The sequence below is a fragment of the Shewanella corallii genome (assembly GCF_023349125.1).
Classification (GTDB): Bacteria; Pseudomonadota; Gammaproteobacteria; order Enterobacterales; family Shewanellaceae; genus Shewanella; species Shewanella corallii.
The window spans coordinates 751,300-777,642 of record NZ_JAKIKT010000002.1; the positions used below are offsets into that span (position 1 = coordinate 751,300).

Here is a 26,343-nt window from a genome sequence, read left to right on the forward strand (position 1 = left end):
CCTCTAATACCCATTAATTAAGTAAGGATAAAACGCGCCAAATAAGGCGCGTTTTTCATAACTGTATATGACAATTTGTTGAATATTTGCTTAAAGCACGTTAGTGCCCCTAGGTTTTTTGCTCCAAATTTTTATCAAAGCTACCCAATGAATCCCGGATTTTTAAAAGTAACACTAGCCTTTTGGGTAACTGAATATGCATGAGGAATATGTCTAAATACGCTGAAACGTTCAAAAGTTCCATCTAAAAGGCACATCTATATTCAGTAGATTCATATATTTACTCAATCGGTATCGCCTTTGACGGGGTGAGAATCCGAGATAGCAGACGAGAGCCAAAAACAGACTAAAATGCAATTGGGTATCTCATCAGATCCGCTAGATTGAACTTGATAAAGCAGTCGGAGACATGATGAAAGAGCTCATACTGGTGGCCCCTACCGCCACTGAGAAGAAACGCTTTGAAAGCTGGGCGCCCCTGTTTGGATATCAAAAAGTCCATACCCTGATGCAGTTGGAGGAACTGAGTTTCAGCGGCAAAAGCCAGCTGGCCCAGACACTGTTTATACACTTCCCAGGCTCAGCCTGCCTGCAGTCATTGAAGGTGTGCCCTGAGCACGAAAACCTTTCGCAGGCCCGTCATCTCGCGGTTATCCCCAAACCCTCATCATCTTTGGAGATGGCGCTGATGAACTATGGCTTTCGTGGCGTGCTGGCAGCTACGGCCAGCCGCGATTTGCAGGCTGTCGTGCTGGAGAAAGTCACCAAAGGCGAGCTGGCATTCAGTAATACCGCCATGTCTGAGTACATACTCTCATCCTGCAAGCCCGGTAAGGTCACCGGCTACCAACTGCTTGACAGTGTTACGCCAAAAGAGAAGCAGGTCATTATTCTTGTGTGCGAAGGCATGACCAACGAGGAGATAGCCAAGTCCATGAATATCTCGATAAATACCGTCAAAATGCACCTGCAGAATATCTACAAGAAAACCAATCTTAAGAGCCGCTCGCAGCTGCTGCTCACCTTCGGAAACTAGCTCAAAATAGCCAATGTCTCACAAAGCGTAAGCCAAAAGTATACCCCCAACAGTGGGGTATTGCTTTTTCATTCACATCCTTACGGGCAATTGATCCGCCCTCGCCTCTTTAGCAGAATCCATTAACGAACTCGTTACACACAGTTACAAATGTCACGTTCGACAAACCTTGGAGGTTTTTATGTTAAAGCGTAAGCAGAAAGGTCAGGGCATGACCGAATACATCATCATCGTTGCACTGATCGCCGTAGCTGCTATCGGTGTCTACAGCTTCTTTGGCCAGACTATTCGTAATCAGATGGCTGGTTTGTCAGCAGAAGTATCTGGTCAGAATTCCCAGGACCAAATTGATGCAGCACAAGCAGCGGCTGACAACGGTGCCACCAACGCAGATCAAAACTACGATTTGGGTGATTACAACGCTGGTGCAGACCAGTAATAGCCTGAGTCACGTCGGCAGCAGTAGGCTTCTGTCGCTGCTGCCTGAAGCGTGAAGACGTGCAAATCTGGGGGCGAACAATGAAATTCAAAGCTTCCTTGGGTCAGGGAATGACTGAGTACATCATCATAGTGGCACTGATTGCCGTATCAGCAATCGGTGTTTACAGCTTTTTCGGTAAAACCCTGCGTAATCAAACCGCCGGGGTCACGAAAGAAATATCAGGTCAAAACTCAGAAACTGAGATAGCAAGCTCTCAGACCGCATCGGGACAAGCCAGTACCGTCGCCGACAAAGAGTACAACTTGGGCAATTACAACGAAGGCGGTAACGACGCCAGTGGTGATACCGTTGACTGATGAGTGAGAGGTGACACATGAAGGCGCGCATTGGACAAAGGATAACATCAAGGATTCAACACTCAGGACAAGCCATGGTGCTGTCACTCGTGCTGATGTCCTTTGCCATGATGACAGTTTTGTTCAGCTACAATGCCTCCCAGCTCAATCTCAAGGGCACAAAGCTCCAGCAAACTGCAGACAATACCGCTTACAGTGTCGCTTCAATTGCAGCCAGGGACCTCAACTTCAAGGCCTACACTAACCGGGCAGCAGTCGCCAATCAGATTGCGGTGGCTCAGATGGTGGGCTTGTCATCATGGTTTGAGATGACTGATAAGTTTGGAGAGAATGCCTGCTATGCGCTTTGCTGGGTTCCCTATGTTGGCCAGGTCATCAGGGTCATCCAACGAGTCGTTCGAGGAATGAATCAAGTTGCTCAGCCCCTGTTCAGGGTGATGGTTTATGCTGAGGACGCGATTCTCTATGCCCTTAGTGAATCTCAACGTATTGTCCATTTCGCCGGTATAGTCTCCACCGCCGCAGCCACCGGCGACGTAGTCAGAGCAAATGACCCTCAAGCCAGTTTGGACTGGGTTCAAAACCCCCTTCTGGCAAACGATATAAGAAATACTTGGTTTAGTGCCCAGAAGCGCCACTCTCGTTCTCGCTGGAGACGTAACTCCCAGTCCTATCAAGATTTTATCGGTGTAACAGCCAGCTCAAAAGATCCTTTCACCCAAGGCAGGTCATACCGTCTGGGTGGTATATGGTCGGTCAACCTGGGATTGGTAAAGTGGAAAACCTATAAAACTGGCGGAAGTGATCTGATTGAAAACCGCAGATATAGACGCAATCAGGCTGAAAGTTGGACTGGGGTAGACACTCTTAGCATGCATTATGCGTATTTCCGATGTTCCTGGCGGGGATGCGGGTGGCGGCGACGTGAGATACCTGTTGGGTGGGGTGGAACCCGTTCTGACAATCGCGTTGAGTTACGCAGACAAGGAAATCGAAATCTCTGGGGTGGCAGTGGTCGAACCAATCGCAGTGCCACCTGGCTTGCCAAACGTAATCAGCAGACTCGAGGTGGTTACAATGGCGTCAGACCCTTTTACGCCCTTTCCGACCGAACTGCCCGCCAGGGACGAACTGACAACCTTGCGGTTGTCGTATCCAAAGCTCAGAACAACGTTCGTACCACCAGCGTAGTGACAGCGGGGAATACCAGAGCTAACCCGGCGATCAATGAACAGATGTCTGGCGACAGGATGACGGCGCTGGCAGCTGCGCAAGCTTACTACTCTCGCCCCAGAGATCTAATGAGCACACTGGGTTGGCGCCGTTCTGATAACAAACATGAGTACGGTAACCTCTACAACCCCTATTGGCAGCCACGACTTTCAGATACGACCAATGGTGAAAGGGCTTTCGTTCTGACATTGACGGAGTTGCTGTAATGACAAACCGTAAGCAGAAAGGTCAATCTTTAGTGGAGATGTCTGTCGCCGTTGCTTTTGTGGTTATCCCTCTGTTGGTGCTTCTGCCCTTTATATCCAAGTTGACCGGCATGCAGCACAGAGCGGATCAGGCTGCTCACTACACGGCTTGGGAGCGCACAGTCTGGTACAACTCAGCCCCCAGCCGTATGCCAAATGTCAGCGGTGTTTATGCTGCCAGACGTACCGAAACTGATATCGCTAAACAACTTCCATGGCGCATCTATCAAAGAGATGGCAATGCCCTGTTTACCACCAGTCAAAGAGAATGGAGCTGGCAGGAAAACCTCCACCCCATGTTGCGGGTTCAGCTAGGAGAAAGGGGACAACTTGAGCCTCTTTTGGCAGACGCTACTGAAAATGCCCCCGATGAGGACGAGTTGGCGAAATTTACCGGGCTTCAATCGTCCGGTAGCCAACTCCCGGGCTCCCTTGGCAGGGCTGTTGGTACTGCAGTCAATTTACTCTCATTTACCGGATTCAGGTTAGAGCAAGACCAGTTCTACCAAACCCGCGTTGAAAGCCAGCTGGAACAACTCGATCTGGAGCCATTTGACGAACTCACGTTGAATATCAGTGGCAACTCCGCACTATTGGCTACCGGTTGGAATGCCGCGGGTCCACACCATTTGAAAAATCGTTCTGAACGCTTGGTACTGACTAATTATATGAATAATGGCGTAATTCGCTGGGCACAACGCCTGTTGGGCATTTTGCCATTTGGACGGGAGTTGAGGCCAAGCAGTCTTAAGTTGGGACACCTTGAGCCGGACGTCCTTCCTCAAAATCGACTTTGCAATTACGGCAGTCGCGACTGTGGAGAACGCTGATGAAACGCATAATTTGTCTGCTCTTTTTAGCTCAACTCTTTACTGTCCATGCTGAAAATTGGCCGGAGATCAATTTCCCGCCAAAAGCTCAGGTACAGATTGTCGCCGATGACATGGAATATAACGGCTATCCAATGCGGACCTGGGCCGTAATGGTGCCTGGTAACAAAGATAAAGTTATCAAATTCTTCATGAATCAATGGCAATCATCCAGTGAGAAGTTCAGTGCCGTAGACTTTAACGGTGACTTCATCATCAATAGCCTTCAACCTCCTTTTTTGTTGACCGCTCGAATTTCTGAAGACCTGGGGCAAACACGGGTGCTGGTGGGCATAACCAAGAATCTGGATGAGAACGCGCTTAATAAAGTTGCCCGAACTCGTTTTCCCAAGCCATCCAATACTGATGTCATCTCTGAGGTGAAGTCCAAAGACCCATTAAAACAGGGAACAACCACCATATTGCTGAGCGAACGAGGATTGAGCTCAACTTACCACTTCTACAAAGACTATTACCGTCGCGCAGGCTGGCAAGGAGTCAGGGACATTCTGGACACGACTGAGGGCAAAGCTTCTTTGAGATTCAATCGTGGAACCGAATTTGTCGACGTCAGCTTTTCCACCCGAGACTCCCATGTCTACATAGTTGCCAACCAAGTCAAGGAAGGGAACTAATGCAATGAAAATAAAGCTTTTTCACAAAACAACAGGCCAGGCCAGCGTGGAGTATTTGGTTATTTGCGCAGCCTTGCTGGCAGCACTGCTCTGGCCATGGGAAGGGGATACGTCTCCCATAGAGATGTGCGTTCAAGCACTCATTGATTGGTACGAGGCCTTTTCATATCACAAATCACTTTCAATTTTACCGGGTTGACGGAGTCTAAGGATGGCCAGGAAATTACTGGATTATAACTGGATTTTATTATTTGTTGCTTTGGTCCTTGGCGGGGCTTCGGCTTGGATGGCCAAAAATTACTTTGAGGCCAAAGAGCGAGAGTTAATAGAAAAAATCAACAACAGCGCCATTCGGATGGCTGATGTTATTGTTGCCACTCAACCTTTGCAAAAAGGCGACGTGATTTCCAGAGAAAACATGTCTGTCAGGCAAATCAGAGAGGACACTTTACCGCTGGACGCGATTCATCCAAGCCGATTTGCCGAAATCAACGGTGAGATGCTACTGGAAACCATGGCACCTGGTCGGCCTTTGCTGGAAACCTATCTCCCCAGTATGACAGTGGCTCAGTTCTCCGACCTGCTCAAACCCGGTGAACGTGCGGTGACTATTGATGTAGATGATATCAACTCCACAGCGGGCATGTTGGTTCCCTCAGACCATGTTGATCTTATGCTGGTGTTTGACGATGAGGAAAGCGACAAGCGCAAACGTCTGCAGCTGCTGCTTGAAAATGTGACCGTGTTGGCCACTGGTAGACGCAGCGTTGATATCCACCCCGAGCTCGCTGATACCCTTTATGACAATCCCTCCGCATACAATACCGTCACTCTGGCTATGACCATTGATGATGCAGCCAGAGTATCTTTGGCCAGAGACAAAGGTTCCTTTGTGACTCTACTGCGTAATCAACAGGAAAGTCAGCCTGTTGAGTTTATCTCCATGCACGATGGCGAAATATTCGAGCCATCGGACAATACTCAGCATAGAACGGTAGAGATGATCATTGGTGGCAGCGGCCTCAAGATCACAGATGAAGAATATGCCCTTCCAGATGACATTCAGGATCAACTCAGCAGGTATCAGAATAACTCACTATGAAATCAATTATATCTATATTAATTACCCTGTTTTTAGTTTTACCCGTGCAGAATGCCTCCGCCCACAACAACTCTCCTTTGGAGCTCTATATAGGTGCTGTAGAGCTGTTACCACTGAATAATATTGAGCGGGTAGTCGTTGGTAACGGCAAAGTACTGAGCGCTAAAGTGGTTGATGATGCGGGAATTCTGGTCATTGCAGAAGGCGCTGGCGAGTCGGATCTGCAAATCTGGCAACGTGACGGCACTCTGAGAAAGGTCAGCGTGACAGTCACTTCCGGTAATCCTATCAATGAGTTGAAGCAGCTCAAAGCAAAATTAGAAGCTTTCCCAGGTACCATTATTACAGAAAAGGATGGCGTTTTGCTGGTTCAGGGCACGGTTGATCCCGACTATGAAGCAGCCCTTGAAAAGATAATAAGCAATCAGTTAAAGGTTGTTTCGCTTGTTAACTACTACAGATATGAAAAACCCCTTCTCCCTATGGTGAAGATAAAGGTTCAAATTGTTGAGTTTAAAAAATCCACTTTAAATAACATAGGTGTTCAGTGGGATACAGGTATGAGCGGCCCAGCGTTTGGTGCGGCAAAGGCATTCACCAGTAACCCCATTTTCACTGTCGCATCACCCGGTCAGTATGCAGAGGGTATTACCGAAGCGATCGCAGGAAGCATAGGTAATCTGGACAGCCGAGGCTGGAGCTATTTTGGCATAGTCACAGGGATTGGCTCACAGATTCAACTCCTTGCGGAAAAAGGTGACGCCAGACTGCTGGCTCAGCCGAACCTGGCAACCCGCAGCGGAGAGACAGCCTCCTTTCTTGCCGGTGGTGAGTTTCCCATTCGCAGCCTGAATGAAGTTGGCGGTGTTGATATTCAATTTAAAGAATACGGCATACGTCTCGACATAGAGCCATTGGTGGATGATGACAACAATATCACCAGTAAAATCATGGCTGAAGTCAGCTCCATAGACCCGTCAGTTTCGGTTGAAGGTACCCCTGGTCTGCTTACCCGCCGGACTGAGTCTGTTATCAACGTTAAAGACAATGAAACCATAGTGATCTCAGGCTTGGTTAACAGCGAGATGTCTAAATTCGTCAATAAGGTTCCTTTCCTTGGTGATATTCCAATCCTTGGCGAACTCTTTAAGTCCCGCGATTTTAAAAACAATCACACTGAACTGGTTATTTTCGCCACACCTGTGGTGGTTTATCCGGGTCAGGAAGAACATGACAGTCAGTTGAAGCGAGGCCAGGAAATGGTTGGGCAAGCTGACGATATCGAAACGTTCCACATTCTGGATTAGGGGGTGCCATGTTTAGCGTATTTGTCAGCACCACCAAAGGCACTAAAGTCGGCGAGTTCAATTGTATTCATCCCTCATGCCAGATAGGGAAAGACCCGGATCAGCTCATTGTCCTCAGAGGATTTAAGATCTCACGTCATCACGCGACTCTGAGCCAGAATGACGAAGGAATTTTTATCGAAGATGCCAGCAGCCTCACTGGTTTTAAAGTTAACGGTGAAAAACATGACAGCTTTGGCCCCCTTTCCTTCCAGGATCAGGTGCAAATAGGGGACTACCATATTCGGGTAAAGAGTAGTGACCCCCGTCCAATAGCAGCTCAACCCCAAACGCCATCAGAACCGGAAGAACCAATAGTTGAATCCTCTCCCACCAAAAAGGTCTCAGCTGAGGATGAAGTGCGGCACCAACAAATTTTATTGCGCAACGAATGGCGTAAAAAAATTCATAATGAACTGCTCAAGCAGATGGACTTGCGGAGGGTCAATGTAAGTGAAATGAGTGATGTTGAGCTCAGAGAACAAAGTGAATCCCTGATAAATAAGTTGATCGCAAGCTATCAACTGCCTGCTGAGATAGAAGTCAGCGCGCTCATTAAAGAAGTGCTGGATGAGACCATAGGTCTTGGACCACTTGAAGGTCTGATTGCCGATCCCGATGTCACTGAGATTATGGTCAACAGTCATGACCAGATTTTTTATGAAAAAGCGGGTCAACTGTTCCTGTCTGAGATCGCCTTTTCAGACGACCAGGCCGTGCTCGGGGCAATCGAACGAATTGTAACTCCAATAGGCCGCCGGATTGACGAAAGCTCTCCTATGGTAGATGCAAGACTCAAAGATGGCTCCCGGGTTAACGCTGTTATTCCACCACTGGCACTTAAGGGCCCCTGCATCACTATTCGTAAGTTTATGCAAAAAAGGCTGAGCTGCGATGACCTGATTGGCTTTGGCTCAATGAGCGCAGAGATGGCTGAGTTTCTGGAGATAGCAGTAAAGCAAAAACGTAATGTGGTGATTTCCGGGGGAACAGGCTCAGGTAAAACCACTCTGCTCAACGTACTGTCCAATTTTATCCCTGATGACGAACGTATTGTCACCGTTGAGGACGCTGCTGAGTTGCAGCTTTATCAACCCAATCTTGTATCCCTTGAGGCAAGACCTCCCAATCAGGAAGGTAAAGGTGCAATTGCTATTCGCGATCTGGTAAAGAACTGCCTGCGGATGCGACCGGACAGAGTCGTCATTGGTGAATGCCGTGGCGGCGAAGCACTGGATATGTTGCAGGCCATGAATACTGGTCATGATGGTTCACTGACCACTGCTCACGCCAACTCCCCCCGGGACTGTATCTCCAGACTTGAGGTAATGGTGATGATGTCAGGAATGGAACTGCCTGTTATTGCTATCCGAGAACAAATCTCATCGGCGGTGAACGTCATTGTTCAGCAATCCAGGTTTTCCGATGGCTCTCGCAGGGTCACCAGTATTTGTGAAGTCACAGGAATTGAAGGCAGCATAGTTCAGCTTTCGGAAATATTCCGATTCCAACAAACCGGCTTTGACGAGAATGGCAAAGTGCAAGGCTACTACACACCAACCGGTACCTTGCCTGAGTTCTACGAACAGCTGCGCAAGCGGGGTATTAAAGTTCGTCTCAATATCTTTGAGAGGCAACTGAACCATGAATAGTATTTTGCTCGCTATGGTCTTGGTTTTTCTGTCAGTGACACTACTGATTTGGTCACTCAGACATCTCTCTGTCTCTTGGGCGCAAAAATATCAAGAAACCTTTACCACTACCGCCAAGGCCAACCTGTTTGACTTGTTTCTGTTTATTGAACCTAAACAGCTGTTTTGGATGAACGTGTTCACCCTTCTCACAGTGCCTGTCATAGGCAGGTTGTTTTTTGGTTCATGGATACTCGGGTTTATCTTCAGTATCGTACTGGCCTTTATTCCTCGGTTCGCATATCGCTTCTTGCACCAACGCCGCAGACGCAAGTTTGTTCATCAGCTTCCTGATGCCTTGAACATGGTCGCATCTTCAATGCAATCAGGAGCCAATCTATCCAGTGCAATCGAGTTTATGGCGGAGGAATCTGAGGCACCACTGAAGCAGGAGTTTCAACTTTTCTTAAGGCAACAACGCCTGGGCGTGGAGTTTAATACTGCACTTTCCAATATGTATTCTCGCATCCCGGAAGATGAGTTCCAGCTGGTTGTCGCTGGCATGCAGATATCCCGTGACGTAGGGGGCAACCTTGCCGAAGTGCTATTGAGGCTGTCTGACACCCTGAGAAAGAAGATTGAGATGGAGGGCAAAATTAACTCCCTCACAGCTCAGGGAAAAATGCAGGGCTTGGTAATGACAGCTCTGCCTCTGTTTATTGGATTGGTGCTTTACCACATGGAACCAGAGGCCATGTCTCGACTGTTTTCCGAACCCGTAGGCTGGGGGGTTATCGTAATGGTGATCTTTATGTTGAGTTTTGGCTATCTGGCGATAAAAAAAATCGTCACTATCGATGTGTAACGGAGCTCTCATATGATCACTCTGTTCAGTATAGGATTCAGTCTCGCCATCGCCTTCCTGGTGTATAGCTGCGCCCGTATCTACCATGAGGTTCCCGCAGAAAACAGGGAGTTTATGGACCCTCTCTCTCCAGGTCTCCGTATTATCTGGCCCATGGTGCGATTGTTCGCCTATTACCTGGGGGAAAAACTCAGCGTTGACTATCTGGAGCGAGTCTCCAAACACCTGCAATTATCCGGGTTGTCATACATCATGACAGCCGAACAGTACTTTGCGATCCGTATTCTCAGCACTTTATTTGCAATAGGTTTGTTTTACTTTGCCAGTTTACTACTGGATTCATTCAGCCTGCTATATCTGTTTCTGGCGGGACTGATGGGCTACTTCCTGCCGGTGCTCACCCTCAATGACCTGCGTAAAAAGCGGCAGGGTCTGATCGTTCGAGCCCTGCCTGTTTATCTGGATTATCTCACCATGGCCATTGAGGCAGGACTGAATATGACAGGAGCCTTGTCACAGGCTGTAGAACGGGGCCCGGAAGGCCCTCTGCGTATTGAGTTTGAGAAGGTAATCAGAGACATGCGTGCCGGTATGTCCCGCTCACAGGCTTTTAGAAACATGGCAAACCGGGTTCAAATTACCGAAGTAAATAGCTTGGTCAGTGCGTTGGCTCAGGCTGAGCGAACCGGTGCCAGCCTGGGGAAAACCTTGAGGATCCAATCCGATCAACGCAGAGTTGAACGGTTCCAAAGAGCAGAAAAGAAAGCACTGGAAGCCCCGGTAAAACTGGTGTTCCCGCTCATAGTATTCATTTTCCCTGTGACATTCATGATTCTCGCCTTTCCCATCGCGATGAAGTTTATCTATGAGCTATAACATGCCGACATCAGCCCTTATGCAGGAGGGAAACACCAAAATTTCCAGAGTTTATCTGGCTAAGTCCCCCTGGCTGCGACTAAGGGGATTATTAGGAAGACGCCCTTTAAAGCAAGGAGAAGGCCTGCTGATCTCTCCCTGTAATTCTGTACATACCTTTTGGATGTCCTATCCGATCGATCTCATCTATCTGGATAGCAACGGCCTTGTACTAAAAGTCGTCGAACAGTTACTTCCCTGGCGCATGAGTGCCTGTAAGTCAGCCAGGTCGGTGGTGGAGGTGACAGCAGGATATGCATCCAAAGTAGATATAAAACAAGGAGATCACCTCACATGGCTAAATTCTTGATCCCTCTGTTGATGTTGATTTTTATGCAAGGTTGTAGCTCTGCCCCGCCACCACATAAAGGCAACAAAGACATTATGACCATCCAGGCACAGGCGGAACAGGCTTATCGCAGGGCCATGTTGGACCAGGCTGAAAGTCTTTATCTGGAAGTACTCAACAGCGTACCTAACTATGCTCCGGCATGGTTTCGACTTGGCAATATTTATACCCGTACAGGACGCCAGGAAGCAGCAATAGCAGCCTATCAAAGGTGTCTGGAGCTGGAACCCAATAATCAAAAGGCTTGGTACAACATGAGCTTGGTTAGACTAAAGCAGTCAACTCAACTGCTGCAGGAGGCCTCTGGTCGGGGTGACCAGAAGTCAGCTGTGCACCAACAGATTGAGGCGCTGCTGTCCGAGTTAACCCAATTGCAAAGTGCAACCCGAGGAAGTTAAGGAGTCGTCATGAAACCACTCCAGCACCAATCAGGCCAGAGTATGGTGGAGTTCAATATCGCCTTGCCCTTCATGATGCCCATCATGCTGGTGATAATGATGTTGATTGTTCAATGGGCATTTATCTACTCAGCCAAAAGCACCCTGGATGCAGCGACAGCCAATGCTGTCAGGGAAGGAACACTCAACAATGGCAGCCTGGCAGATATACGCCAGGGGTTGGCACGGGGAATGATGCCGCTTTATGCAAATGGGACAACTCCTGCAGATACCTTTTCAGCCCTTGCCAGAGCGGTAGTGGCGACCAGGGTACAAAGCCAAATTACCATACTTAATCCTAATCGTAGTGTATTTAACCGCTTCAGAGTCAGAAGCCGCATCAACGGCCGCAACATATATGAGATCCCCAACAACAACCTGATGTATCGCAATCCCGCCCCCTTGCCTGTGGACGGAAACAGACGAATCAATATTCAGGATGCAAATCTGCTGCAAATTGAAGTTCGCTGGTGCCAACGATTGATAGTACCAGTAGCCAATGTAGTGATCAGAGAGATTGTCACCGACATTTGGTTTCGTCCCAGCCGGGACCAACTTGCCTGTAATGCTTTAGGACTGGTCACAGGTGACGTCTATTTAGCCATGACTTCTCAGGGCCTGGCACGCATGCAAACGCCATTTCGTATGTAGCGCCCTTTAAAAAACGAGACAGGGAAATATCAATGAAGCACTCGCAAAAATATTCAAAACTCTGGCAAGTCCTGTTGCTGAGTTCTTTACTGGGTTTGTCCGCCTGCAATAGTGAGCTGGAGCCCGGAGAAGGCGGTAATCCAACAGACCCTACTCCACCCCCTACCCCGCCGACTCCTCCTCCAAATCCTGAGCCTCCGGCGGAAGGAACATGGGCCAACAAAGATGAGGACAGCGACGGCGTACTGGATGAGCAAGACGATTATCCATTTGATGCAGATAAATCTGATGCACCGCTGTTTGTGGACAGCGAGCCCAACGATAATCCCTCTGTTGCAACCCAAACCAACAGCTATCCGCCATTCAGCATAAAAGGAGCTATCTCCACAAAATCTGATAACGGCGACCTGTTCTCATTTAAAGGTGAGCAGGGCAGTTACTATACCCTTAGGCTCAGTTATCAAAATCCGGATTTCAATCCCAGCATCTACTTTTCCGATAAGGATGGTAATGCGTTGAATTTCGGTGAAATCGAGATCACCCCCTCACTTAAAACACTGGCCATCAATGTCAAGATTCCTGCTGATGGCACCTATCATGTGGGTGTGATTGATCTGAACTTTGATGGGGATGATAGCTTCACCTACGAAGCCAGGGTTTTCGAGGATTTGGACGTTGATGGCATGTATGACGAAAGAGAAAATGCCCTAGCCATCAATAACCGCTCCAGAGATACAGACGGTGATGGTCTGTCAGATACTGAAGAGTTTCTCTATGGCAGATACTATCCAGCTCAGGGCTTTGACCCCGATGGTGATAACATACCAAACTGGTCAGATACAGACAGTGACGGTGATGGCCTGACCGACAGCCAGGAAGGTGCTGACGATATCGATAATGATCAAAGAGGGAACTTCCTTGACACTGATGCTGACGGCAACAATATCAACGATAGTGTTGAAGCAGGGGACGACCTCAGCAAGCCAGTAGACACGGATATAGATCTACTGGCAGATTTCAGAGATCTGGATGACGATAATGACGGCCTGCTGGATAACAACGACCAGGATCGTTTGTTAGCCGTTCCTCAGAGTGCTTCAGCAACCATCAGTTTGCCCAAGGTCAACCATAATGGTACTGATGTAGACTTTTTGAGGATTGGAGATCAGGTTTTTGTCGAGTTGGATACGTCTCTTTCGTCTCAATCTCACTTTCTGGTCATTACCCGGGATAATCAGCCACCACTGAATTTACCGACAAGCACTCAGGGGCTAATCTCTACCAGCTTACCAACGAATGCCAATGCTCTTTTTGTGTCCGATGGTAACAGCCGCACCAATATCAGGCCGCTATCGCCAAACCCTGCGGGTACTCCGGTGATTATTGCCAACTCGGCTTTAATATTGGAAGAGAACAGTAATCTGAATTTGAGTGGAGTCAGCTTTGAAAATAACCCAACTCTGACTGCTGCTGGTGTTCCTCTGCAACTACTCAACAGCTCAGACACCCAGTTGGCCGCACTGACCCCGGACAGTCTAAGCGATGGCAAACTGCAGGTTAATAATGCCGCTGGAACGGGTAACAGTGTCAGCTACTTTGTCACCATAGAGGCTGATATTGCAGTCACCCCCACATCCGGAGTCTCGGCAGCTGACCTTACACTCGAATCACTACCCAATACCGAATTTGCGACTGGCTCCAATGGCTCAGCTCAGGTCAGTGCATTTAAAAACAGGATGACTCCTGTAATCAGTTTTATTGCGGATGGCGATAATCCATTGGGCTTTAGCTATCTCAGTGCTTACTTGCTGCCAGGGGAAACTCAGACATCACTGGATCTGGACAGCACCACATTCAAATACCTGCTCGACTTTGTTGGCATATCGCGGATCAACACGGATGACTTATCCAAATTCAGAAGCACAATAAGTCAATACCCTGAATATCAACAAACCTATGAGCACTTTGAAAGTCTGCTGGAAGGCTCGGCGACGGCGCTGGATAAACTCCAGTCGGCGACAATGACCTTATTGGTACAAAATGCCAACAGTATCTATAAAAAGTACTCCGAAACCACATCAACCAACGCCCGTCAGGCGTTAAGAAATGAGCTGATCAGTGCGCTGGAAAATATAGGTTTGCAACAACAGGCGAGCAGTTCCGGCACCATAAAGCCCACTATTGTGAATTATGGAACTGATTACTTTGATTACAGCCTGGCTGCGACCAACTTTCTGGATAACTGGTTGCCTTCCGATCCAAGTTGCCCGGATAACTCAGATATCAGTGACGAACAAAAGAATAAGCTCAGATATGACGGCTGCTCTGAATTGCAGAACAGAACCAAGCTTTACCTGAGTACCCTGATCATTCCTCTGGGAGAAGATGGTGAATATGATGAAACAAAGCTGGACTCGCCGCTTCGCCCTCATGTGAGAGCAGCTTGGGACGGCAATATGTTAGGCCCCCAGGGAGGAACCTTTCTGGGCATAGAGTTCTGGTCCAAAGACCAGTATTACAACCAGTGTCCTTATCAGAATTGCCTTTACCAGGTATTGGCTCCCGGAGTAGGTGATGCCGTTGGACCATCTCCGTTCAGTTTTCAAAATAATTCCCCCTATGACGCCGCCAATCTGGCAGCCAGAAGACATTTGGCTATTCGCACCATTATCGATGGTGTATTGCTGAAGTTTTTCGATCTGATATTGGTAGGCATTGGGTATGAAAGTAGCGGTTTCGATGCAGTAGCAGTCTCCAAACTTGTTATCCAATACTCTCCCAAACTGGTAGAAGAAGTTGAAAAGCTCTATTTGGATGAAAATGTCACCGGCGACGACATAGGTAACTTTGTTAAAGAGATCGCGCTGGAGTTCTACAAAAACGAAGTAGAAGTTCTGGCTGACCCTGCCAATGCAGGAAAACTGGGGCCCATCACGACCGCACTGCTTGAGCAGTACCTGAAGATTTCGCCAGAGGAAATAGCTTACCTTGCTGCGGGAGCTGCACTGCGGAAATGGACCCCATTTGTTGGTCAGATTGATGCCATTCTAACCGGAGCCAGAGTAGCTGACATCCTGGTCGATCAGGTCAAAACGGTTAAGGATATGGCCTTTGTACCAGTTAAATCTGACTTCACCATGACCTGGGGCTTAAAGATCATAGATATCGAACCCAGCATCATGGAAGCCAAACCTATCCCACGACCGCTATCAATAATAGGAACTGGTTTTGGTATTAATGAGCGTTGGTACTGGTTTGATGAGGAGCCTGTGACTTTCCTGCTGGATGAGGGCCGGGGTGGTGCTCAGGAAGTGGAAGTAGAGCATGACTCTGTAAATGAAACCGGCACCCTGTTGAAAATCACTGTACCCGCAGACCTTTTGGACGGTGCCATAGGCCCTATCAATGTCAGAGTTGAGCACAGAGGTGAAGAAGCCGTTTCCCCTGTTAAGATTCAGATAGGCGAAGGACTGGAAATCGCACGGCTGAAAGAGGACAACGGCCAGCCAGGTGATACTGTTATTATCGAAGGCGTAGGGTTTGGTGAGCTGGCCAGCGAAAACACCGTAACCTTTGCGGGCCGTAACGGTGCCAGGGTTGAAGCAAGCGTCACCAGAGTCGATCCAGGCAAACTAACGGTTACCGTTCCCCGCGGAGTTATAACAGGTGAAGTGACTGTCCAGGTTGGAGCCCAAACCAGCAACGGATTGGTATTTACCGTGCCTTTCCTGTTGGACATTACCTATGGTGACAATGGTAACTTTAATGATGACATCTTCAAGCTGGTTGTTAATGACAGAGTAATCGCTGACGGCGCGGCGCCAAAACGTCAGGTAGGTCCTATCTCTGTGCCTCTTGCAGCGGGTGTACACACAGTCAAACTGGTCGGCATCAGAGCAGAAGATGAAATTGGCACTTATTACATTCAGTTCGGTGGCGATGTGATAAGTGTAGAAGGAGATGCTCTCGAAGGACGGGATCTGCTTAAGGACAGTGTAAAAACCTTCCGGGTGACTGTTGGCGAAGTTCAGTCACCGGTAAGGCCGCAAACTGCACCGCTGGCCGAACTGCAACCGGAATAGCCCAAGGCTGTGGGCAGTGGAGTTTTTCCGCTGCTCACTTTTGAGGGGAGAGAGTTCAATCAATGGAGATCTGATAATTGAAAAAAACCAAAGCGATTTCTCTGAGCCTGGCAATACTGGTATCTCCTGTTGCCTTTGCAGAGTCTGATGCTCAACTGACCCAACGCTGTCTGGACACCTTCGATAAGATTGCTGCAAACGATATCGACTGGTTTCTGGCGCAGATGCCATCAACACCTTCTGAGGCTCAAAAAAAACAAGCCGCAAGAGTGTTGCAACGGGCACACGACAAGTTCCAGAACCATCCGCCACAGAATATTGAGGTTAAGCAGGTAAGCTATAAAGCCCCCAGCAAAGCCAAACAAGAGCGATTTGGTGCCACCAATGAAGCCAGGGTCAAACTGCTGATTGAAAGTGAAATGCGTCGTTCACACACTTCATGTAAGTTCCTTAAAACAGATAAAGGCTGGTTCCTTTCCTCGCTGCCTTAAACCTAAACCGATATAAAAAATCCGGCGGATATCATCAATATAAATGACTCCTTCTATCCCGGAGCCAAATGGCTTTATGGAATAGACAAACAAGAGAGATTCTATCTGGTTGGCAAGCGGCAGACCCGAATGATTTGGTTCGGTCTGATAAGCCTTGTGCCTTTAAGTGCCATGATATTTATGCTGCTTACCTCCGGGCCTGCAAAAGAGTGGGTTTATGCCTGGGCATCGCCACCTCTGGCTTTGTTTGCTCTGTGGGCCCTGGGCATCAGAGACAGGTTCGTTTTTGTCGGCCATGAGGTCCTACACCAGCAAACCTGGTGGAGGCTTTCGCCAAAATTGATTTCCCGCTGGCCCGCATCAAATTGCTCTTTGACCATATCGCCTGTGACTCAGGTAGAAGGAAAGTATTGGCTGAGCTTGAATACAACTGAAGGCTCACAAACTGAGGTGTTCAAAGAATGTTTGGGGCCACTTCAGGCCAGTCGGGATTTAGCCTTGAGCCTGGCTGCCGGTAACGGGTTGGCGGTATACGACCAATTTTCTCAGTACCCGGAAAAAGTGCCTTTAAAAGCCAAAGTTCCTCAATTTGAAGCGCAGGAAATACTGCAAGCCGCCATACCTGAAAGCATCAAACCTTTATCCACTGGTCAATTTCAGCCCGACTTTCAAATTTCCGGCACCCGGGTCAGGCTGATTTGGCCCCTGCCAGTTTTTCTCGCGTTGGCAATGTTTCTGGCCTGGTATGGAGGAGCCATATGACCCAGGCGATACAAACGTTGCGTATCAAGAAGCACTTTGCCGAGAAAATACTGGGAGTATTGTTAATGCTGCTTCTGCTGGCTCAGGTCTGGTTTGGTATGCCTGCAGAGACACACCTGATATTTGCCTGGGCGCTGATGGCAACATTGTGCTGGCATATGTTATTCAACCGCCAGTATTTGATACTTGACCAAGGCAGAAACCGACTCAGCCATATCAACTCCAGTCTCTATCCCGTCAGGCGCCAGGATATAAAACTGAGTTCAATCTCCGCTTTTACTGTATCTCGCAGTCGCATGCAGCGTGGGCGATATACACTATATGTGGTGCTCAAAGCCGATGCACAGCTGGACATCACTTCCGGCTCTCTGAGGCAAGTGGAGGAGATTGCACAGCAGTTATCAAAAATGACTGGCCTACCACTTGAACAGGACTAACTGCCAGATAGTCTTTTAGAATTACTCCACCTACCCACAACACCTACCTTTGACCTATTCAGCAGCGGCACTTTCAATGGCAATGTCTGACGGGAGCAAAGGAGATGTTCCGCGGTAAAGGGTCAATTATGGGCAAACCAACCAATTTACTAACTCTTAGAGCTTCCTACCTGTCGGTGTTATTACCATTACGCCTGTTGGTATTTTGCTATTTGGTACTTCAGTTTGTACTCATCTGGACAAGTTATGGCGGCGTCCTCAGCCTGCTAACAGCAACCGTTACGTTTGTGCTGCTGTCATCTTTCAATCGACAGTGGCAGATAGACTCCAAAAACCAGTTGCTGACGGTATCGAGTGGGCTGAAGCTTTATGAGCTCCCTCACCTAGATCGAATTAACCTATCACGTAAAACTTTCTCTCTCAGCGAACTGGGGCTGCTGAACATAAAGCCCTGGAAACACCTCACCAGTGTCAGCTTTACTTCCCCCAACGGCGATACCATTTGGCTGGCGACAAATTGGCAAGCCGATGAACTCAAACGTCGATTAACCTTGATGGGTATAAATGTAGAGATAGAGTCCAAGCGAGAGCATGATGACGATGAGTTGTTGAGAGAGGAACTGCTCGACCGCTTGAGCGGCCGCTTTTCTGCTCCTGAATTCAAAACCAGCTTTCCAACCTCTACCTGGTGGCAACCCATCCCTGCAGTAAACAGAGTCAAAGTCTGGACGCCTCTGGTGCTCAGCTTGGTCATTGGAGCTGTGGTTCTGGTATCAGGCAGTAACCTAGTTGCCGCAGTAATCCTAGTTGGGCTTGGCACGATCACCAGTCTGTTGGTTCGCAAGGTGTCCAATCATGCCTTTTATAACCCCACCGGCGCTTCTCAGTATATCGAAGTCACCCCCGAAGCCATCAGTTTGCCAGATCACTACTTCCCGTCACATACATGGCGAGGTAGCAGCCAAGTGCTGCATAAATCAGAGATCAACAATATAGAGTTAATATGGCATTGGTACCGGCGTTTTTATGACACCGCAAAAATCTCAACCCGCACGGCCTCTATCAGTACTTTCAACATCACGCTGAATGGCGGACAACAAATTACCCTGAGTAATAGCACAGTAAATTGTGCCCCTTTGATGGTGTCGCTGTTCAGACAGGGCTACCAAATCCATCTCAAACAAGTCCCGGATCCCTGGCGACATGGGTTTAAAGTTGGCGCACTGATTTTTCTGGTGCTACTGGTATGGATTATTGGGTCCGGTGTGTATGAGCTTTACCAAAATGGTCAGTTTCCATTTGACTGAAACGCCACCACACAAACAGACAATGGAGTAATCACAACGATGAAAGTACCTTTCGCCTGCTCAGTTTTGTTATTTGCTACATTGGTTATCAATAGTGCTCCTTCCCACGCCACTGACACAGATGCGGCAGTGGAGGCTTTTCAACAGGCGACGGCCGATATTCTCGAAGAAGGCAGAGAAAATGGGCAAAAATATTCAGAGCTGATTCAGGAGATGGGCGACCTTATGGCTGCCAGTGAGAGCGCCAGAGTCGCCCTGAAATCAGGAAATGCAGGCACGCTGGAATCTCTGGCCAGAAGTAATGTGTCACTTGGGAAAAAGTATGTCGCCGAGTACCGCAAATTTTTAAGGAATGTCGCCCCAAACTCCAGCTGTGCCCGACAACCCCAGACCCGAAGAATGTTGGAACAGGTCGAGGAGTTGGCTCTTGCCGCCAATAACATAGCTCCCCTCGCCGCTACGCAAGACGAAATGGAGGCCTACGCCGCTTTCATGGAGCTGAACAAGTATCAGGTTTTGGTGGCCAGTGTGCCCAATATGTTTGAGGCTGCCCAGTTGTGTGTGGTTCAGGATGGCCTGCCAGCTCTGGTCGAGGGAATGCAGGAATTGGAAGCATTGCTGGGTAATACAGTGGCCAACGGTGAGCTGGATGCCAATACTCTGCCACAACAAGCCCCCGAGTACCCACAACCGGGAGAGGATAACTGGATAAAGCCCAGTGAACATATCGTTGAACAGGTCAGCTTCTATCCCGACCAGATCCCCTCTTTCAATGACCTCAGTATTGTATACGCTGAAAACCGCGACCAACTTACCCAATTGCGCTTTTCCAACGGGCTCTCTATAGACGATAACCTGATGCTGGTTCTGCCGCCGTCAGCGGGGGCAAATGGTTACTACAGCGCCAGCATCACTGGCACCGTCGAAACTCAGGACTATATCGCCACTCTGCATATCAGAATAGAAAGGCTTGCGAGCAAACCCATTGCCGGTTTTTCCGGCGTGACGGATTCGTTGAAGACCTGCATAGACACTTCAGCCAAACAGCAGATGGCCGAATACGCCCATCAACTGGAAGTGATCAACTGCGGGCTCCCGGCAGGCGAGTTTGTTTCCCTTGAGGCACTGAGTGAGATGCCAAATCTGACTATGGTCGCTCTTAGCGGCGGCAAACTAGGGCCATTAACACCTCTGGGTAACCTGCCAGAACTTTCTAACCTTACGTTGGTTCAGTCCGACATCCCACGCTTTGGCGACCTGTCTGGTATTAAGGCGGTCATGCAGTTTTCCAAAGTACGCTCCCAAGACTGGATTGCCCTGGCTTCAGCAAACACAGACAGCATTATGATGGAGCAAATTCCCGACTGCAGTTCCCTCGACCAGCTGGCAAGGGCACCTGAGGTGGCTTTTTTATTGGGTAAACCCAGTGCCGGGGAGCTGAACGAATACCTGAGGCAACTGGATGCCGGTGAGAAGCGTATTGGCATTATCGCCAGCTGCAGCGAGTAATAAGTAAAAGGAAATCAGGATTAACCATGAAAAGATTAATCAACTTACCTCTTTTTGTTTCACTGGTCGCCGGTACTTTCGCCACCCTTGCAGCAGAGGATAAGCCCAATACTGGGCCCTTTACGGCCCCACAGGATGCTGAACTCTATAAGTCTGCCCGCAGGCACTTCACCCTCTACCCTCTGCTGAATGAGGTGAAGAGCAGGAAGGAGTTCAGCAGTGTAGAGGTTGGAGGAAGGTTATTTAGAACCAGCTATCAACTTCCTCCCGACTATGAACCTTTCAACCTGCTTAATAACTACAAAAACCGTATTCAGGAGTTAGGGGGCGAAGTTATTTTCGAGTGCAGCAATGAGTCATGTGGTAACCCGGAAAAGGTCAAGCGCTTTATCAAACCATTGCACACAACAGGCGATGATGACCCACACATACTGACAGCGAGATTTAGTTTCGAAAACAAAGAGGTATATACCTCAATCTACTGCTACAAATGGGCGAGGGCAGTAAACCTGCAACTGGATATCATAGAGGTGACACCAGAACCTCTGGATCTGGTGCAAATTGGCGAGTCCTACCTCAGCACCGGCGTGCAGGCCATCGAAGTTGAAGATTTAGCCAATAAAGATGTAAAAGGCAGTAAAGATCACCCCATGGTGACACGTCTTCCCGGCGCCTTTATTGATGAGTACAGTCAGTTTGATTTTGGCCAAACTAAGGTAGTCACAGCAATCACAGACGGTAAAGTTCAAGCCCGCGAACTTGAGGGGCGAATCACTGATATCGCTTATCAACTTCCCCGCAGCTACTCAGAATACGAAGTCAATGCCAATTACCGGGCAGCATTGGGAAAACTAGGGTTTGTTTCCCTGTTTGAATGCAATGGCAAGCAGCAATGCGGTCCCAAAATGAAAATCTATTATGCAATCGATCCACTGATAAACAATGGCCGTGATGAAAGTCAGTTTTATAGCCTTTACAAACTGAACAGACCGGAAGGAAATGTGTATGCCATGACCTACATTCTCGGGTACTCCGGTGGCTTGTGGACCAATTTGCGTATCATTGAAGAATCAACCCTCAAAGATGACCGTCTGGTGATAGATCTTGAAGGCCTGACCGACAAAATGACGCAAACCGGCCATGTGGCCTTGGACGGGCTACTGTTTGAGTTCGATAAAGATGTGATGCTGCCGGAGGCCGCTGAAGTGGTGATGACTGTGGCGACTTACCTTAAGCAGCACCCAAAGCAGAGCTTTTACGTGGTTGGTCATACAGATGACCAGGGCAAGCAGGGCTACAACCAGCAGCTGTCAGAAAAGCGCGCTCAGGCGGTGATTACTGAGCTAACCAAAAATCATGGTATTCCTGCACCACAACTTACTGCTGCTGGCGTAGGTGAGTATTCCCCTGTCGCCAACAACATGACTGATGAAGGTAAGAAGCAAAATCGCAGAGTAGAGCTGGTATTGAGATCAGATAAGAAGTAGCTCTCGGCTCCAGTTAGCTCCAAAACAGAAAAAAGTGGCGCCCCTGAATTTCAGTAAGGCGCCACTTTTCTATTGACTCTGGAATTAAGTTGGCTACGGCTGCCCAAGGACTTTGGAATAGATCTTTTCCACCAGCTCAGCCTGCTCCTCAACCTGAGTTTTGGGCAACTCTCCCGCCAGCCCCTGCAAGGTCAGCCTGTGGCTTTCATCCCTGAGCAGGCAATAGACGTGGATAAGCCCTTCAGCTTCCTCAGCAGACAATATTTGCAACTCTGCCAAATCCTCAAATATCCGCACATTGTCAGACCATGCTGTTAACCCGCCGTTGGCATGGCTGTTTGCCAGCACCAGATATTGAGCAATAAACTCGATGTCGGCTATTCCCCCAGAGCTTTGCTTGAGGTCAAACTCGCCCTCCTTCACCTTGAGTAAATGCTCGCGCATCTTACTGCGCATCTCCCGAACTGCTTTTGCCAGCTCGTCTGCATTTCTGGCCTGGGACAATACGGCATGACGTATCTCTCTGAACAGCTCTGCCAGTTTCTGGCCGCCATAAACCAGACGGGAGCGCACCAAAGCCTGATGTTCCCAGGTCCAGGCTTCGTTGGCCTGATACTCACCAAAGTTGTCAATCTCACTCACCAACAGGCCCGAGGAGCCCGAAGGCCGCAGGCGCATATCAACTTCGTAGAGTTCACCCGATACCGTCCGCGTTGAGAACAGGTGCAATATACGCTGTGCCAGCTTCAGATAGAAATGGCTGGCATCGATCTGCCGGTCGCCATTGGTTTGTACGCCTGCAGGTGCATTGTGCAGGAACACCAGATCAAGGTCAGAGCCATATCCCAGCTCTATGCCGCCCAGTTTGCCGTAACCCACTACCGCAAACCCCATCTCGCCTTCGGTCAGATGCGCGGGTACCCCGTGACGGGCAGCGACCTGTTGCCAGGCCTGCTGCACCACCTGCTCAATAATGGCTTGAGCCAAATAGGTCAGATGATCACTGACCTGCATAATCGGCAAAATACCAGTGACATCGGCGGCAGCGATTTTAAGCTGTTGCGATAACTTGAACTGCCGCAACGCCTCCATCTGCTGCTCCATATCATCTTCAGGAACCCGCAGCAGGGCCTGCCTGAGTTCTGAAGGGTAATCATCCAGTGAAGTAGTGTCATACAGCTGAACAGGATCGATAAGCTCATCGAGCAACATGGGGAAGCGCGCCAACTGAGTGGCAATCCAGGGACTGATGCAACACAGGCTGATAAGCTGCTGTCTTGCACCTGGGTTCTCGCACAATAGCTCAAGGTAAGTGGTTCGGGTCAGGATTTGATCCAATACCCGGGACACAGGCGCAAATGCCTCACACGGCGCCTTATGGGCAAATAAATCCTCCAGCAACTTTGGCATAAGCCGGTCCAGGGTATCCCTGCCCCTTGGGCCTATGGATTTGCGGCTGGTGTTCTCCCGCCACTGACTCAATACAGGCCAAAGCTTCTCATCATTGATGCCATGACTGCTGAGCATAGTCCTGGCTTCATCGTCTTCATACTCGTGCCAGAGTGTCGCCGTCCAGTGCTCCCTTTCCGACTCCTCTTCATCACCGCCAACAGTGTCCTTAAAGTGACGATGGATATCAGCCATCGCGTTGTCGATTCGGCTGCGCAGCGACTCAGGACTCTCCTCTCCCATGGCCAGACACAGGCGTTGCCAGTCCCTCACGCCACAGCTGTCATCACCGGGTAAGGTCTGGGTTTGCTTGTCATCAATGGCCTGCAGGAGATTCTCCACTCGACGCAGAAGTGAGTAACCTGACTTCAACTCATCAATAGCCTTGGCATCGAGTTGTCCCAATGCCTTTAAGGTATCCAATGCTCCATAGATACTTTGGGTTCTAAGGCTGGGTTCACGGCCACCACGAATAAGCTGAAAACTTTGCACCACAAATTCGACTTCGCGAATACCGCCCGGCCCCAACTTAATATTGTCACTGAGCTGGCGGCGACGCACTTCGCGGCTGATCATCTGCTTCATTTTGCGCAGCGCCTCAATAGCCGAGAAGTCGATATACCTGCGGTACACAAACGGCCGCAACATTTCCTGCAATGCAACCGCTTCCGGCGTTGAAGGGCCCAATACACGGGCCTTGACCATGGCATATCGCTCCCAGTCGCGCCCCTGTTCCTGATAATAATCTTCAAAGGCATGACTGCTGACCACCAGCGGACCACTATCACCATAGGGGCGAAGACGCATATCCACCCGGAACACAAAGCCATCCATGGTGACCTGATCCAGCAGGTTCACCAGCTTTTGCCCCATTCGGGTAAAAAACTGCTGGTTGTCCAGCGTCCTTCGGCCACCAGCCCCTTTCTGGTGTCGTGTTTCACCGTGTTCAGGGAAAACAAAAATAAGGTCGATATCCGACGAGAAGTTAAGCTCTCTGCCCCCCAGCTTACCCATCCCCAGAATAAGCAGATGTTGTGGATTGCCTTGGGTATCACAGGGAGTGCCGTACTGAGCAGTCAACTGACGGTACACCCAGTCACGGGACGCAATAATCAGTGCCTCTGCCAGTGCGGAAATGTCCTTCAGCGAAGTTTCCAGCGCAGTCAGGCTCAAAAAATCCCTATAGGCCAGGGTCACCAACCAGCGATTGCGAAAATCCCGCACACACTTTTTGGCCGCATTCTCATCGGAGATCTGTGCCAACAAGGCCTCCAGCTCACTCAAATAGTGGCTCGACTCATCGGCCGTTTCTGGAGCGGTAATATGAGTCAGCCATTGTGGATGGCGGCAGATCTGCCCGGCAACATAGTCACTCAGGCCAAGTATGCTTTTCACCTGCTGGCTCTGGGCTTGCGACAGCCCCTGCCAGGGATCATCACAGGTCTGGGACAGCAATCCTGAATATCTGTCAGCTTCCATTTGCAGCACCTGCGGAAGTTCGGTTGCACCCTGTCGCTCAATTGCCATATTTTACCCTGAACACAAATTAGCCATCGACATATTATGTCGAGAATGATATAGGTGGTGGATACTTCACCAAGCATGGCTTAACTGTACTCCTCAACCATAGCGGAGACACGCCAAAACTGAATTTGGTGAAGATACACCAAAGTGGAAACAAAACGGAAACTCTGTCTGGTTATGCTCTGCATAACATGGGGTTACCGTCTGACAATGGAGAGACCATGGTAGGTATCTTGAGTCGTACGCTGGTGAGTCTGTTGTTACTTATGCTGCTTACAGCCTGTGGCGGTGGCATAGGAGACGACATAGATACTTATCAGTCGCTGGTCAAAGAAAGACTGGCAACCCTGAGCACGCAAATGAATGACGGCCAGGTTCGCAATGCATCCTTACTGAAACAGTATGGACAGCTTCTGGGGCAAGAGCAGCCTCAATATGCCATGTTGGCCGAAGAGATAGCCAAAGACGCTACGACCGAAGGCCCCATGTACCAATCCCTGAAAAGGCGTTATCAGGACAGCCTGAATCCGGCCAATTATCTGAATCAGGATGAGCAACTGGCTGAACTTGAGAATCTTTATCAGGCAACTGACCCCGCGCTCTTTAACGACATGCTGTCAGACCCGCTTAATGTGCTGGCTGATATGTCAGGCGGGACCCTGGCACGGGTCAATGCCATGAGCCGAGAAGCCCAGACTCTGGCCAATGGCGCTGAAGACTTCGGCGCTGGTAGTCAGCTGGTTGGCAACCCCGCCTATGGTCAGTGGCAGACCAATAGCAGTGGTATGTCGTTCTGGGCCTGGTATGGCATGTACTCGCTTTTTTCCGACCTGTTTGATCGCAGAGTTTACTACGGCGACTGGTCCCGCAAACGTGGCTACAGTTACTACAACGATATCGGTCGTTACCGCTACTCCTCACCCAAGCAGATTAAACGCCAGGAGTCTGTATTTCGGGATCAACAAAAGCGGTACAAAAATCAGGGCAAGCCGTTCTCCAGTCCCTATGCCAAAACCCGAAGTGGTGCCTCCGGCTTGTCGCGTCAAAGCGCTCAAGCTCCCTCTCCTTCATCGGCACCCAAGGCCTCTCAGCGCAAGTTCAGATCCAACTATGCCAAGAGCAGCAGCCACAGAAACTCCTCAGGTCGCACTTCCCGCAGCGTCAGCCGCGGTAAATAACAAGG

At 49.2% G+C, this 26,343-nt stretch carries 24 protein-coding genes; 23 read left to right on the forward strand and 1 reads right to left on the reverse strand.

What is annotated here, in order from left to right:
- Positions 1-412: 412 nt before the first annotated feature.
- From L2725_RS08620 to L2725_RS08725, 22 genes are all read left to right on the forward strand, one after another.
- A complete protein-coding gene (locus L2725_RS08620; protein ID WP_249248567.1) occupies positions 413-1,036 on the forward strand; it encodes a response regulator transcription factor in 624 nt (207 codons plus the stop codon).
- Positions 1,037-1,217: 181 nt separating this feature from the next.
- Entirely contained in the window at positions 1,218-1,475 is a 258-nt protein-coding gene (locus L2725_RS08625) for a Flp family type IVb pilin (protein WP_115136230.1), read from the forward strand.
- A gap of 80 nt (positions 1,476-1,555) precedes the next feature.
- Positions 1,556-1,834 carry a Flp family type IVb pilin gene (locus L2725_RS08630; protein WP_115136231.1) on the forward strand — a complete coding sequence of 93 codons (279 nt, stop codon included), beginning with the start codon at positions 1,556-1,558 and terminating at the stop codon, positions 1,832-1,834.
- A 74-nt stretch (positions 1,835-1,908) separates the two neighbouring features.
- On the forward strand, positions 1,909-3,273 hold the full coding sequence (locus L2725_RS08635) for a hypothetical protein (RefSeq protein ID WP_115136232.1): 1,365 nt from the start codon (positions 1,909-1,911) through the stop codon (positions 3,271-3,273).
- Positions 3,273-4,142, forward strand: a complete 870-nt coding sequence (locus L2725_RS08640) for a hypothetical protein (protein ID WP_249248568.1) — start codon at positions 3,273-3,275, stop codon at positions 4,140-4,142. Before L2725_RS08635 ends, L2725_RS08640 begins: the two co-directional genes overlap by 1 nt.
- Entirely contained in the window at positions 4,142-4,816 is a 675-nt protein-coding gene (locus tag L2725_RS08645) for a hypothetical protein (protein ID WP_249248569.1), read from the forward strand. The genes L2725_RS08640 and L2725_RS08645 overlap by 1 nt, the downstream gene beginning before the upstream one ends.
- 4 nt (positions 4,817-4,820) lie before the next feature.
- On the forward strand, positions 4,821-5,015 hold the full coding sequence (locus L2725_RS08650; RefSeq protein WP_115136235.1) for a hypothetical protein: 195 nt from the start codon (positions 4,821-4,823) through the stop codon (positions 5,013-5,015).
- A 12-nt stretch (positions 5,016-5,027) separates the two neighbouring features.
- The gene (gene cpaB / locus L2725_RS08655) at positions 5,028-5,918 is read left to right on the forward strand and encodes a Flp pilus assembly protein CpaB (RefSeq protein WP_115136236.1); all 891 of its coding nucleotides are present in this window, start codon (positions 5,028-5,030) and stop codon (positions 5,916-5,918) included.
- Positions 5,915-7,225 carry a type II and III secretion system protein family protein gene (locus L2725_RS08660; RefSeq protein WP_249248570.1) on the forward strand — a complete coding sequence of 437 codons (1,311 nt, stop codon included), beginning with the start codon at positions 5,915-5,917 and terminating at the stop codon, positions 7,223-7,225. The genes cpaB and L2725_RS08660 overlap by 4 nt, the downstream gene beginning before the upstream one ends.
- An 8-nt stretch (positions 7,226-7,233) precedes the next feature.
- A complete protein-coding gene (locus L2725_RS08665; RefSeq protein WP_249248571.1) occupies positions 7,234-8,916 on the forward strand; it encodes a TadA family conjugal transfer-associated ATPase in 1,683 nt (560 codons plus the stop codon).
- Positions 8,909-9,760: a type II secretion system F family protein gene (locus tag L2725_RS08670; protein ID WP_249248572.1), complete on the forward strand. Its 852-nt coding sequence runs from the start codon at positions 8,909-8,911 to the stop codon at positions 9,758-9,760. Before L2725_RS08665 ends, L2725_RS08670 begins: the two co-directional genes overlap by 8 nt.
- Positions 9,761-9,772: 12 nt before the next feature.
- Positions 9,773-10,636, forward strand: a complete 864-nt coding sequence (locus L2725_RS08675) for a type II secretion system F family protein (protein ID WP_115136240.1) — start codon at positions 9,773-9,775, stop codon at positions 10,634-10,636.
- Between the two features lie 19 nt (positions 10,637-10,655).
- Positions 10,656-10,985 (forward strand): DUF192 domain-containing protein, encoded by a 330-nt coding sequence (locus L2725_RS08680; protein ID WP_249248669.1) that lies wholly within the window; start codon positions 10,656-10,658, stop codon positions 10,983-10,985.
- Positions 10,970-11,422 (forward strand): tetratricopeptide repeat protein, encoded by a 453-nt coding sequence (locus tag L2725_RS08685; protein ID WP_249248574.1) that lies wholly within the window; start codon positions 10,970-10,972, stop codon positions 11,420-11,422. The genes L2725_RS08680 and L2725_RS08685 overlap by 16 nt, the downstream gene beginning before the upstream one ends.
- 9 nt (positions 11,423-11,431) lie before the next feature.
- Complete coding sequence (locus L2725_RS08690) at positions 11,432-12,112, forward strand: TadE/TadG family type IV pilus assembly protein (RefSeq protein ID WP_249248576.1); 681 nt, start codon at positions 11,432-11,434, stop codon at positions 12,110-12,112.
- Between the two features lie 32 nt (positions 12,113-12,144).
- Positions 12,145-16,194 (forward strand): IPT/TIG domain-containing protein, encoded by a 4,050-nt coding sequence (locus tag L2725_RS08695; protein WP_249248577.1) that lies wholly within the window; start codon positions 12,145-12,147, stop codon positions 16,192-16,194.
- A gap of 77 nt (positions 16,195-16,271) precedes the next feature.
- Positions 16,272-16,685: a hypothetical protein gene (locus L2725_RS08700; protein WP_249248578.1), complete on the forward strand. Its 414-nt coding sequence runs from the start codon at positions 16,272-16,274 to the stop codon at positions 16,683-16,685.
- Between the two features lie 129 nt (positions 16,686-16,814).
- On the forward strand, positions 16,815-17,447 hold the full coding sequence (locus tag L2725_RS08705) for a hypothetical protein (RefSeq protein ID WP_249248579.1): 633 nt from the start codon (positions 16,815-16,817) through the stop codon (positions 17,445-17,447).
- A complete protein-coding gene (locus L2725_RS08710; RefSeq protein WP_249248580.1) occupies positions 17,444-17,884 on the forward strand; it encodes a hypothetical protein in 441 nt (146 codons plus the stop codon). Before L2725_RS08705 ends, L2725_RS08710 begins: the two co-directional genes overlap by 4 nt.
- Positions 17,885-17,988: 104 nt before the next feature.
- A complete protein-coding gene (locus L2725_RS08715; protein WP_249248581.1) occupies positions 17,989-19,191 on the forward strand; it encodes a hypothetical protein in 1,203 nt (400 codons plus the stop codon).
- Between the two features lie 39 nt (positions 19,192-19,230).
- Entirely contained in the window at positions 19,231-20,700 is a 1,470-nt protein-coding gene (locus L2725_RS08720; protein WP_249248582.1) for a hypothetical protein, read from the forward strand.
- Positions 20,701-20,726: 26 nt separating this feature from the next.
- Positions 20,727-22,187 carry an OmpA family protein gene (locus L2725_RS08725; RefSeq protein ID WP_249248584.1) on the forward strand — a complete coding sequence of 487 codons (1,461 nt, stop codon included), beginning with the start codon at positions 20,727-20,729 and terminating at the stop codon, positions 22,185-22,187.
- Between the two features lie 93 nt (positions 22,188-22,280).
- Here L2725_RS08725 and glnE read toward each other — a convergent pair whose 3' ends face one another.
- Positions 22,281-25,163, reverse strand: coding sequence for a bifunctional [glutamate--ammonia ligase]-adenylyl-L-tyrosine phosphorylase/[glutamate--ammonia-ligase] adenylyltransferase (gene glnE / locus L2725_RS08730; protein WP_428985278.1), 2,883 nt, complete (start codon positions 25,161-25,163; stop codon positions 22,281-22,283).
- 218 nt (positions 25,164-25,381) lie between these two features.
- On the opposite strand from glnE, the gene L2725_RS08735 reads away from it, so the two are divergent.
- A complete protein-coding gene (locus L2725_RS08735; RefSeq protein ID WP_249248585.1) occupies positions 25,382-26,338 on the forward strand; it encodes a hypothetical protein in 957 nt (318 codons plus the stop codon).
- Positions 26,339-26,343 lie beyond the last annotated feature (5 nt).